Raw genomic sequence first — 11,214 nt, forward strand, 5'->3', positions numbered from 1 at the left:
CGACCTGTGGATCTACGCGGTCGGCCCCATCGTGGGCGGCATCGTGGCGGTGGCGATCTACGACGTGCTGATCGCCGGTCGACCGGTGATGGCACCGACAGCCCGCCCGGCCAGCACCGGGCGCACAGGTACGGCGAGGCCCACTCCGGCCTGATCCCGGCAACCATCAGGTAGTGGTGTGTGGTCCCGCGTCTGATCGCGGGACCACACGTGGTGCTACAGGTCGTTGCCGGCGTAGGAGAGGTTGAAGCTCTTGTTGGCCAGCGGAAAGTCCGGGACGATCGTACCCGCGAGCGCGACCGGTAGGGCGGGCCAGTTGAAAAACGACGGGTCGACAACCTTGACCCTGACCAGGCGGCTGTCCGGGCCGATTTCGACGCGGTGAACGATGGTGCCGCGCCAGCCCTCGACGATGCCTACCCCTGACGCCAGCGGACCGTGCGGGCGGTGGTCGGCCGGGGGCCAGTCGCCGATGGCGCCGGGTGCGACGGTGCGGACCAGGGTGTCCAGGACGGCGAGGGAAACGTCGACTTCGGCGGCGCGTTGCTGGAACCGGGCGAGGACGTCACCCCCGGTGTGGGTGGGGACGGTGAGCAGGTCACCGAGTTGCCGGCCGCCCTCCTCGACGATGCCGGTGGGGTGGTCGCGGCGGGCGTCGGTGGAAAGGCCGCTGGCGCGGGCGACGTAGCCGAGGGTACCGAGATCACGAGCCTGCCCGGTGGTGAGGACGGCAGTGCCGGTGAAGCGTTCGGCGACCAGGCTGTTGCTCAGGGCGAGCTGGACGATCTGGCGGATGTCCGCGCCGATGGCGGTGAGCTGGTCGGGGTCGGGGATCCGGTGCATGGCGGCGCCGCCAGGCAGTATCCCGCCGCGGAGCAGCCGATGTCCGGTGGTGTTCTTATTCAGGCGCAGCAGGGTTTCCTTGATGCGCAGAGCGTGGGCGTTGAGGATGCCGTGGCCGACGTCGTTGCAGAGCGCGCCGATGTCGGCGATGTGGTTGTAGAGGCGTTCCAGTTCCAGCAGGATCGCGCGCATCCGGTGGGCCGCGACGGGTACCCGTAGGTGCAGGGCGTCTTCGACGGCGCGGGCGTAGGCCAGGGCGTGTCCGACGGCGGTGTCCCCGGAGACGCGTTCGGCAAGGGGTAGGCCGGCGCTGACGTCGCGGTGCTGGAAGAGTTTCTCGATGCCTTTGTGGACATACCAAAGGCGGGCTTTGAGCTTGAGGATGGTTTCGCCGACGACGGAGAAGCGGAAGTGGCCGGGTTCGATCAGCCCGGCGTGCACCGGCCCGACGGGGATCTCGTACACCCCCGGTCCCTCCACGGTGAGGAACGGGAACGGCTCGGCGGTGTCGCCGAACTGCGGTGGGGGGCCGGCGTCGTGGCGCATCGGGTACCAGCCCGACGGCCAGTGCCGGTGCCGGATCAGGCGGCGCGGGAGTGGGTGGTCGAGGGGTTGGATGCCGTACAGGTCGTGCATTTCGCGTTCGAAGCGGCCGGCGGGGAACGACAGCCCGGCCAGGGTCGGCACGGTGGGCCGGGCTTGGTCGATGGGCAGGTGCAGTTCCACCCGGCGGTCCGGGTTAGCGGCGAGGTAGAGGTACACGGCGCGCAGGCCGCCCTGGTCGTCGTGGGCGGCGACCAGGGCCAGGCGGAAGCCCTGGCGGTGCAGGGTGTCGGCGTAGTCGGCAAGCGTGGCGGCGGTGGTGGGGATGGCGACGCGGTGGTAGCCGGCGGGTTGGCCGCCGGGCAGGGGCGACGGGTTGGCGGTCGTCGTGTCGGTCATGGTGCTCCCACGATGTTGGCCGCGGCGTGCAACAGGCCGGCGGCGGGGCCCACGGTGATGCCGAGTGCGGCCACCCCGAGCAACCCGGCGATCAGCGGCGTCGCTGCGGCGGGGGTGAGGGCGGCCGGCGGGTCGCTCGCCTCGGCGGCGACGGTCGCGGTCACCGGTTGTGGGCTCAGCAGCATCCGCCCGGTGTGGGCGCCGATGGCGGCGAAGGCGGCCCCGACGAGGGCGAACGCGGCGGCGGTCGCCCAGCTCAGTCCGGCGGTGGCGCCGGCGCGGGCGATACCCAGTTCGCTGGCGAACAGCGCGCCGGGTGGAAAGCCGAGCAGGGCGACGATGGCGAGGCCGAACAGCCCGGCCAGCAGCGGCATGCGCGTGGCGAGAGCGCGAACGTCGGTGATCTGGCTGCTGTTGTGGCGGTGCAAGATGTGCCCGGAGCTGAGGAAGGCGACCGTCTTGGCCAGGCCGTGCCCGGCCATGTGCAACAGCAGCGCCGCGATGGCCAGGCGGGTGCCGATGGCGGCGGCCAGGGCGATCAGGCCCATATGTTCCATGGAGGAGTAGGCCAGCATCCGCTTGTAGTCGCGCTGCCCGATCAGCAGCACGGCGGCGAGGGCGAGGGTGGCCAGGGCCAGGATCAACAGCAGCGTACGCAGGTAACCGGCACCGAGCGCGGGGTCGGCGACGGCCTTGACCCGCAGCACGGCGTAGAACGCGACCGGCAGCAGTACGCCGGACATGAGAGCGGAGATGGGGGCCGGGGCTTGGGAGTGGGCGTCGGGCAGCCAGGCGTGCAGTGGGACGAGGCCGGCCTTGGCGCCGAAGCCGATGACGGCCAGGCCGATCGCGATGCGGGTAACCGCCGGGTCGAGTTGATGGGCGTGCCCGGTGAGCGTGGCCCAGTCCAGTGCGTCTTCACCGGAGAGACCGGCATGCTTAGCGGCGTAGTACAACAGGACCAGGCCGAGGAACGCGATGGCGATGGCCGCCGAACAGATGACCACGTACTTCCATGCGGCCTCCAGCGCGGTACGGCTGCGGTGGTGCCCGACCAGGAACGCGGTGACGATCGTCGTTGCTTCCACCGCGACCCAGAGGATGCCGAGGTTGCCGGCCAGCACGGCGCTGGCCATGGCGGCGATGAACAGGTGCAGCAGGATGCCGTACCAGCGGGCCCGCCCGGCGCTGGTGTGCCCGGCGGACAGGTACGCCGGGGAGGCCCAGCAGGCCAGCAACGCCACCGCCGCAACCCCGAGCAGCATCCACGCCGAAAGAGCATCCGCGCGGATCACACCGCCGGCGGTGTGGACCGGCCCGTGCCGGGTGGCCGTGGCGGCCAGGCTCAGCGCGTCGGCCGCCAGCAGCGCCGTGGTGACGACGCCCACCCAGGCGGTGGTGTAGGGACGCCAGCCCGCGGCGGCGTACACGAGGGCGGCCGCCATCGGCAGCCCGATGGGGGCGAGCAAGAGGATGATGGTCATCAGTCGTGCAGCTCCCGCAGTTCGTCCAGGTCGCTGCTGCCGAACGCGGTACGCAGCCGGGTGGTCAGCACCTGCAGCACGAGCACGACCAGCAGCAGGTCGAAGGAGACCCCGAGTTCCACGATCAGCGGCACCCCAGCGGTGGCCAGGAACGCGGTGGCGGTGATCCCGTTGTCCAGCAGCAGGAATCCGACCACCTGCGACAGCGCGCGGCGCCGGGTGACCAGGGTGAAGAACCCGATCAGCACGACGGCGACGGCGGCGGGCAGGATCGCGGTGGCGGGTGATGGGGCCAACGCGACCAGCGGCTGGGTGACCGCGTACGCCAGCAGGGTCAGTGCGGCGGCGGCGAGCAACGAGGTCGAGACGTTGACCACCGGCCGGGTCTCGCGTGCCTCGGCCGGGGAGTCACCCAGCGCCCGCCAGGCCAGGTACGGCAGCACCCCGGCCCGCAGCACGCCCAGCCCGACGGCGACCAGCAGCAGCTCCAGGCTGTGCTGGCGGACGCCGAGGATCGCGACGATGGCGGCGAGCGCGGCGCCCTGCAGCGCGAACAGCCGGATCATCGAGGCGAGTTGCTGGCGCCACAGCACGCCGACCGCGGTGAGCAGGAACAGCCCGGCGGCCAGGTCCAGGTACTGCGGATAGCTGATGTCGGTCACGTCAGGGTTCTCATGGTTTCAGGCGAGGAAGAAGGAGGAGGCGACGGCGAGCACGGCTAGCACGAACGAGCCGGCGAGGAGTTCCGGTACCCGGAACAGGCGCAGCTTGGCGATGAACACCTCGACAGCGCCCAAACCGACCCCCAACGCCGCCACCTTGACCAGGAACGCCGCCAGGGCGAGGGGCAGCGCGGCGAGGCTGGCGGCGGCGATGCCCCAGGGCAGGAACAGGCTGGTGAGGAGGCCGAGCAGGATGGTCAGGCGCATCGAGGACGCCCACTCGACCAGCGCCAGGTCTGTCCCGGCGTACTCCAGCACCATCGCCTCGTGGATCATGGTGAGTTCCAGGTGGGTAGCAGGGTTGTCCACCGGCAACCGCCCGGTCTCGGCCACCACCACGATCGCGAGGGCGGCCGCCGCGAGGAGGCTCGCGGGCGAGGCGACCCGCAGCGGATCGTGCAGGGTGGCGGTGACGATCGCGGCCAGGTTGGTGGAGCCGACCCGGGCCGACAGCGCGAAGACCGCGACCAGGATGGTCGGTTCGACCAGCGCCAGGATGGTCATTTCCCGGCTGGCGCCCATGCCGCCGAACGCGGTGCCAGTGTCCAGGGCCGCGAGGGCGAGGGTCACGGTGCCCAACGCGAGCAGCCCGACGACGGCGAACAGGTCCGCGGCCGGGTCCAGGGGTGACGCGGTGGTCAGCAGCGGGACCACCGCGGCCAGCACCAGCGAGGTCCCCATCAGCAGCAGCGGGGCCAGCCGGAACGCCCAGCCGGTACCGGTCGGGGTGGCCGGCGCTCGGCGCAGGAGCTTGCGCAGGTCCCGCCACGGCTGGATGACACCGGCGCCGGCACGTCCTTCCAACCTGGCGCGGACCTGGCGCATCAACCCGACCAGCAGCGGCGCCCCGACCACCACCACGACGACCTGGACGGCGGTGGCGATCAGCTCGTTGGGGTTCATCGGGTGACCGCCAGGATCAGCAGCAGGCCGGTGATGCCGAAGAAGCCGTAGGCCAGGTAGCGGTGCACGCTGCCGTTGGCCAGCACCGGCCCCAGCCGACCCACCCGGCGGGCCGCGGCAATGACCGGAGCGTAGAGGGCGTGCTCCACCCTGTCAGGCACCCGTGCCTGGTAAGCCACCCGTGCGACCAGGTACGCGGATTCGGCGTGCGGGGTTACGTCGACATCGGTCTCCGGGGCCAGAACATCGTCGAAGACCCGCTGCAGGGGCTCGGCGAACGAGGTGGCGGTGTACTGCATCCGCGGCGTGGGTGGGCCGGCGCCGCAGTCCCACAACGCCACGGCTCGACGCCGGGTGACACGCGTCGTCACGAGCCGGATCAGGGCGGCGCTGGCGACCACGGCGACCGCGAGGGCGACGGCGGTCAGCAGCGGGGACATGGTGCTGGCGATCCCGGCCAGGTGCAGGCTCACCCCACCGCCTACCACGTTGGCCGGGGTATGGATGGCGGTGCCGACGGCCCGGGAGAGCACCTGTCCCAGTGCGGCCGGGGCCAGGGCCAGTCCGGCACAGCCCAGGGCGAGGACCCCCATCGCCGCGAGCATCCCCGGTGGGGACTCCCTCGCCGCGGCCGCGGCGTCGCTGCGGGGACGGGCGAAGAACCCGACGCCGAGCGCCTTGACGAAGGTGGCCACGGCCAGCCCGGCGGTCAACGCGACGACCGCGACCGCGAGGGGCATCGCGACCGCGGTCACCACGCCCCCGGCCGGCAGGGCATGGACGAGGGATTGCAGCAGCAGCCACTCGGAGACGAACCCGTTGCCCGGCGGCAACGCCGACGCGCCCAGCGCCCCCACCGCGAACAGGGCGGTGGTGGCCGGCATGCGGGAGCGCAGCCCGCCCAAGGCGTCCAGGTCGCGGGTGCCGGTGGCGCGCAGCACCGAGCCGGCGGCAGTGAACAGCAACGCCTTGAACCCGGCGTGGTTGAGCACGTGCAGCAGAGCGGCGGCCAAGGCCAAGGCGGCCAGGGCGGGCGCACCCGAGGTATGGAAGACTCCGGCGGCGCCCAGGCCGAGGAAGACCAGGCCCATGTTCTCCACCGTCGAGTACGCCAGTAGCCGTTTCAGGTCAGCGGCGACGGCGGCCTGCAGGATGCCGTACAGGGCCGACGCTGCTCCGAGGGTGAGCACGAGCAGCCACCACCAGCGTGACCCACCGCCGAGCAGGTCGAACCCGACCCGGATCACCCCGTACACGCCGAGGTTGACCATCGCGGCGGACAGCATCGCCGAGACCGGTGACGGGGCCTCGGCGTGCGCCCGGGGCAGCCACACGTGTAGCGGCACCAGGCCCGACTTCGACCCAAACCCGGCCAGTACCAGCACGAACACCACACCGCGCAGCGCCGGGGACAGGTGGGCGGCGCGCAGTTCGGCGAACGAGTCGCCGCCGGCGTGGGCGGCGTAGAGCACCAGACCAAGCAGGATCGCCACAAAGCCGACGTGGGTGAGGGCCGCATACCACCAGCCCGCCTCGGCTACCGCCGGCCGCGCCCGATGCTCGGCGAGGATCAGCAGCAGCGAGGTGACGGCCATCAGCTCCCACAGCATCAGCAGCGTCGACGCGCTGGCCGCGGCCGGCACCAGCAGCAGCGCCACCGCGAACACGGGCAGCGCCGCCTGCACACCCCGCCCGGACGGGCCGTGGCCGCCGCCCGCATAGCCAATGCCGTACAGCGCCACCGCCGCGAGCACCCCGCCGGTCACGGCGACGAACCAGCCGCCGAGCGGATCAAGGGCGAGCTGCACCCCGGCGAGAGGGAGCAGGCGGGGCAGCCGGGCCTGCAACACCTGGCCAGACAGTGCGGCTACACCCGCGACGAGGCCGGCCACCCCGATCCCCGCCGTGGCGGCGCCGACGCACGCCGGGCGCGCCCGGCGCGGGGACACGACCGCGGCGAGAACACCCATCCCGGCCACGACGCACGCCCCGGCCAGGGCCCATCCGATCATGTTCACCGGCCGGTCAACCCCCGCAGCGCTGCCACGATCGCCTCCGGCTCCGGCGGGCATCCGGGCACCTGCACATCCACTGACACCACATCGGCGACCGAGCCCTCCACCCCGTAGCCGCCGGCGAACTCACCGGCGTTGATCGCGCAGTCCCCGACCGCCACCACGATCCGCGGCTCGCTGACCGCCTCGAACGTGCGCCGCAACGGCACCGCCATATTGCGCGTCACCGGCCCGGTCACCAGCAGCGCATCGGCGTGCCGCGGCGAGGCCACGAGCCGGGCGCCGTACCGCTCGGCGTCATACACCGGACCGAACGCCGATCCGATCTCAATCTCACACCCGTTGCAGGATCCCGCATCCACGTGCCGCACCTGCACCGACCCGTGCAGTACGGCGGCCTTCGGGCACGACACGCCGGGCGGGCGGGGCGGGGCGGGCTCGGCCACCCGCCCGGTCTGGCGGATCTTGCGCCACAGGTTGAACACGGTCACGGGCGTCGCACTCCACGGATCGAACCAACGGGGCTTGCAGGGCTGGGCCTGCCGGCGTGCGGCGATCCAGCCATCGGATTGGGCCGGGGCTGACCGCGTGCCGGCTGCGCCACGGCGCAGCGGCTACGACGGTGGGGAGAGCGGCGGGCCCGGCGACACGGCCTGCAGGTCCGCGAGCAGCTCGACCTGACCGGCGATCACCTCGGTGAGAATGCGCCGCGCCACCGCGAGCAGCTCGGCGACCTGGGGGCTGGTCAGCGAGTAGTAGACCGTGGAGCCTTCCTTGCGGAAGGTGACCAGACCGGCCCGACGCAGCACCGCCAGTTGTTGGGACAGGCTGCTCGCCTCGACGCCCACCTCGGGCAGCATCTCCCCCACCGCGTGCTCGCGCTGGGACAGCAACTCCAGCACCCGGATGCGGGCCGGGTGCCCGAGCGTCTTGAAGAAGTCCGCCTTCGCCTGATACAGCGGTCGACTCACCCGCCCACCCCCACCAGGCGTACCATCACGTTGTCCATCAGTTGCAGACTTTAGCAACTGCAGAGGCGGTGCGCGCGGCAGGGCGCCGGTCGCGCAGTCCGTTTCGAGGCAGCGGTGGAGGTTGTCGTGGGCCGATCGGTGCGCCTGCGGATCTACGCTCCGGAGCCACTGCGCGCCGCGGCGTTCTACTCCGAGGTCTTCGGATGGGTGCTGCCGACAGAGGGCGACCGGCGCTGCTGGGTGATCACCCCGGGCGACGACCCGCGGCTGGGCGTCGCCGCCGAGGACCAGGGGATCACCATCCCCACCGTCCACGTCGCAGACCTCGACGCCATCACCGCCGCGGCCCTCGCCGCCGGTGGGGAAATCCTGGTTGCCCGCATGCCCCTCACCGGCGCGGGTTGGCTGGTCTGTCTCGCCGACACCGAGGGGAACCTGATCGGGGTCATGCAGGACGACCCGGACGCGCGTTGGCCGCATGTGTCCGACCCGCACCGTTCGGTGGGACCAGACCAACCAGGGTAAGCCGGCCGCGTGCACTGGAGCTGCCGTGCCCGCGCCCACCAGCCCAAGATCCCCGATGCTGGCGACCTTGCGCCGGTGGCGGGGACCCGTCGACGGCGAGCACTTGACGGCCGGACGGGGGACGCGGCGCGGTCAGCGGCCATCGAGCGGCGGCGGGCCAGTGGAATGCGGAGTTCTTCCGCACGCCGGGGCATCCGGTGCGGATCCGACTGTTGGAACTGCTCGGCGATGGGCACCTCGCGGTGCAGGACCTCCTCGCCGAGATCGGTATCGAGGCTTCGAGCCTGTCGCAACCGGGCGCACACGGCGGCCGACGACGTCGACCACCGTTTCGTCCTGGCCGGCCGACCACTGTGGCCGGGCCACGACCTGCAGAGACCACGAGGATTCCCCGACGATTCTCGCGCGATAGCCGCCACGTGCGCATAGCCTGCGCTCAGCGGCCCGGGAGGGTCCGAGGATCGCCGTACGGCTCACCGCGCCGGCGACGGTCAGGATCCCGCCCTCGTGGCGGGCCGCGTCGGTGACCTGCTCGACCGCGTCCGCGGACGCGACCGACGGCGCAAACGGCCACCGGTTGGTGTGCTGCCGCGGATGGCGTCGGCGAGCGCCTCGACACAGGCGACACCGATGCTGCCGGTCCGGGGGTGACTCGGGTGTCGAGGTCCGGCTCGGCCGGGTCGGGGAACTGTGCGAGACGTGGGATCTGCCCGAGCCAGCGGACCGCCAGGCGCAAGGTGAAAACGGCCGCGCCGACGCTGCCGAGCAGGTCCCGTCCGGCCGGGTCGAGGAGCTTGAGCTGCCGGGTGCGATCGGCGAACACGTCCACGGCTCCCCAGCCGATGCCGAATCGCCACGGCTGGCCGTTGTGGAGCGACAGTGCGGCGGTTGCCGACCGAACGGCCTACTAGTAGCGGTGGCCAGGCAGAGGATTGGCCGCCTCGAACAGAAGCCACCGCAACACCTTCGGCCCTTGCCCCGACAGCCGGCTCAGGCTGCGTTTGGCATCCGCGCCCCGGCTCCGATGACAGCAGCCTGATTGCCAGCCGGGCGGCAGGTATGGCGCCGCGCCTCGCTGCGAACGGCGGAGCAGCGGACCCGCGCGTTTGCTTTCCGCGGGTCACGCGCGGTCGTCGTTCGACCTCGTGCGCTGTTGTGGAAATCCTGTCTTCGGGGCTGGACGACCGCGGTCGCCTACGTCGGGGTCGCTTTGCGTTCCTTGTTGGGGCCAGCCCGCGAGCTTCCGTTTCGGGCTGGGTCACCGGCGCGCGCGTTCTATGTCGGCCGGTGTCACCGTTGATCGGAGCCGCTGTGGACAGCCGACTCGGTCGTTGAGCATGAGCGAGACTCTGCTCGGTCATCCGGGTATGGCTTGTGCAACCTCGACCTCGTAGGGCTTGCCGATCATCAACAGCGCGTCCCGGCCGGGCCACCAGGGTGGGCGCCGCCGGCACCGCGGAGGTGCTCCCATTGTGGACATCGACGGCTGGCTTGATGATGTGCACATGGCCACCACTACCGCCGCTCCTCCCCGATTCCGCACCGTGACCGGCGCCGGCACCATCATGGCGCTGATCCTCGTCCTGGCGTTCGGCAACGCCGCCTACCGCGACTGGGTCAACAACCACACCAGCACCAATGACGCCGGCGGCTTCTTCCTGCGCCAACTGACCTGGCCGGCCTGGTCGTTCGACACCAGCCAGTCGCTGCGCGACCTGCTCGCCACCGACCTCAAGGCGCTGCTGCTGGTGGTGCTCACCGCCGTGTTCCTATCCCTGCTGGCTGTCGCGCCGGGCTGGGGCTTCCGCGGCGTCCTCGGCGCGATCATCGCCGGCTGGGGCGGGTACATCTTCGCCGCGATACTGGCCGGGCTACTCGCCGCGTTCCTGACCGTGCATGCCTCCCTGCTGACCGCGTTCACCTCGGCCGCCGCCGGCGCGGTCTACGGCGCATTCGCCGGCTGGATCGTCGGGCTGACCACCCTGGCCTTCCGCCGCTGACCCGCGCTGCGACGCCGCCACCCGCGCAAAACAGAAGCCGCCGCCCGCCGAAGTGGACCAGGAGACGACCCGATCCGAGCCTGCACGGCACGACAGCCGGGGCCACCCGCTCCCGGCCACCAACCGGCTGTCGTCTTGACCCGCCCGGTGTCCACGCGTGTTTGCCGGTTGAGGCGGTGGGTACGCGTCGATGGAAGGGTTGTTTCGTCCCGTTCGGGTCGGTCAGCGTGGGCGGGACGTGCACGCCGAGCTGCAGATGGCGAGGAGGTGAGCGGCGATGGCAGACCTGGTACCGGTGCGACGCGGTGAATGGACGCCAGCGCTGCGCGAGCGTCAGTGGGCGCAGCCGTACGGGGACCCGTTCGGCGAGTTCGAGGACATGTGGAACCGTATGGTGAGCCGGTTCTTCGAGGGTGCGCCCGGCGGCGGCTGGCCGCAGCGGGGCTGGACGCCGTTGGTGGACGTGGAGGAGACCGACGAGGCCTGGATGTTCGAGGTGGAGCTGCCCGGGGTGCGCCGGGAGGACATCCAGATCGACGTCGGCGACGGGGAGCTGACCATCAGCGGCGAGATCAAGGACCGGGAGCGGGTGGGTGTGTTGCGCCACCGCACCCGCCGGACCGGCAGCTTCAGCTACCGCACCAGTTTGCCGGGCGGGGTGGACCCCGACCGGGTGGAGGCCAGGTTCGACAATGGCGTGCTGACGGTGCGGGTGCCGCGGCCGGAACACGCCAAACCACGCCGCGTCAAGATCGACTGATCTGGATGCGACGGTCTGGGCCGCCGGGGTGTTCGCCCCGGCGGCCCAA

Annotated in this window: 10 protein-coding genes; 3 read left to right on the forward strand and 7 right to left on the reverse strand. The window is 71.7% G+C overall.

All coding sequences use genetic code 11. The features are described from left to right. Positions 1 to 216: 216 nt before the first annotated feature. The 7 genes from VGR06_RS31625 to VGR06_RS31655 all read right to left on the reverse strand — a co-directional run bounded on the left by VGR06_RS31625 (position 217) and on the right by VGR06_RS31655 (position 7,880). Complete coding sequence (locus VGR06_RS31625) at positions 217 to 1,785, reverse strand: NADH-quinone oxidoreductase subunit C (RefSeq protein WP_327562837.1); 1,569 nt, start codon at positions 1,783 to 1,785, stop codon at positions 217 to 219. Next, positions 1,782 to 3,269, reverse strand: coding sequence for a proton-conducting transporter membrane subunit (locus tag VGR06_RS31630; protein WP_327562838.1), 1,488 nt, complete (start codon positions 3,267 to 3,269; stop codon positions 1,782 to 1,784). The genes VGR06_RS31625 and VGR06_RS31630 overlap by 4 nt, the downstream gene beginning before the upstream one ends. Continuing rightward, complete coding sequence (locus VGR06_RS31635) at positions 3,269 to 3,931, reverse strand: hypothetical protein (protein WP_327562839.1); 663 nt, start codon at positions 3,929 to 3,931, stop codon at positions 3,269 to 3,271. Before VGR06_RS31635 ends, VGR06_RS31630 begins: the two co-directional genes overlap by 1 nt. Before the next feature lie 18 nt (positions 3,932 to 3,949). Beyond that, on the reverse strand, positions 3,950 to 4,894 hold the full coding sequence (locus tag VGR06_RS31640) for a respiratory chain complex I subunit 1 family protein (protein ID WP_327562840.1): 945 nt from the start codon (positions 4,892 to 4,894) through the stop codon (positions 3,950 to 3,952). Further along, positions 4,891 to 6,906 (reverse strand): proton-conducting transporter membrane subunit, encoded by a 2,016-nt coding sequence (locus VGR06_RS31645; RefSeq protein WP_327562841.1) that lies wholly within the window; start codon positions 6,904 to 6,906, stop codon positions 4,891 to 4,893. Before VGR06_RS31645 ends, VGR06_RS31640 begins: the two co-directional genes overlap by 4 nt. A gap of 2 nt (positions 6,907 to 6,908) precedes the next feature. Next, complete coding sequence (locus VGR06_RS31650) at positions 6,909 to 7,400, reverse strand: oxidoreductase (protein WP_327562842.1); 492 nt, start codon at positions 7,398 to 7,400, stop codon at positions 6,909 to 6,911. A 123-nt stretch (positions 7,401 to 7,523) separates the two neighbouring features. Beyond that, complete coding sequence (locus tag VGR06_RS31655) at positions 7,524 to 7,880, reverse strand: metalloregulator ArsR/SmtB family transcription factor (RefSeq protein ID WP_327562843.1); 357 nt, start codon at positions 7,878 to 7,880, stop codon at positions 7,524 to 7,526. 126 nt (positions 7,881 to 8,006) lie between these two features. On the opposite strand from VGR06_RS31655, the gene VGR06_RS31660 reads away from it, so the two are divergent. From VGR06_RS31660 to VGR06_RS31670, 3 genes are all read left to right on the forward strand, one after another. Then, positions 8,007 to 8,405, forward strand: coding sequence for a VOC family protein (locus VGR06_RS31660; protein ID WP_327562844.1), 399 nt, complete (start codon positions 8,007 to 8,009; stop codon positions 8,403 to 8,405). A 1,505-nt stretch (positions 8,406 to 9,910) separates the two neighbouring features. Continuing rightward, on the forward strand, positions 9,911 to 10,405 hold the full coding sequence (locus VGR06_RS31665; protein ID WP_327562845.1) for a hypothetical protein: 495 nt from the start codon (positions 9,911 to 9,913) through the stop codon (positions 10,403 to 10,405). 277 nt (positions 10,406 to 10,682) lie between these two features. Further along, positions 10,683 to 11,165 carry an Hsp20/alpha crystallin family protein gene (locus tag VGR06_RS31670; RefSeq protein ID WP_327562846.1) on the forward strand — a complete coding sequence of 161 codons (483 nt, stop codon included), beginning with the start codon at positions 10,683 to 10,685 and terminating at the stop codon, positions 11,163 to 11,165. The last annotated feature ends 49 nt before the right edge of the window (positions 11,166 to 11,214 follow it).

Source organism: Actinophytocola sp., from assembly GCF_036002505.1.
In the GTDB taxonomy this organism is placed as follows: Bacteria; Actinomycetota; Actinomycetes; order Mycobacteriales; family Pseudonocardiaceae; genus DASYTH01.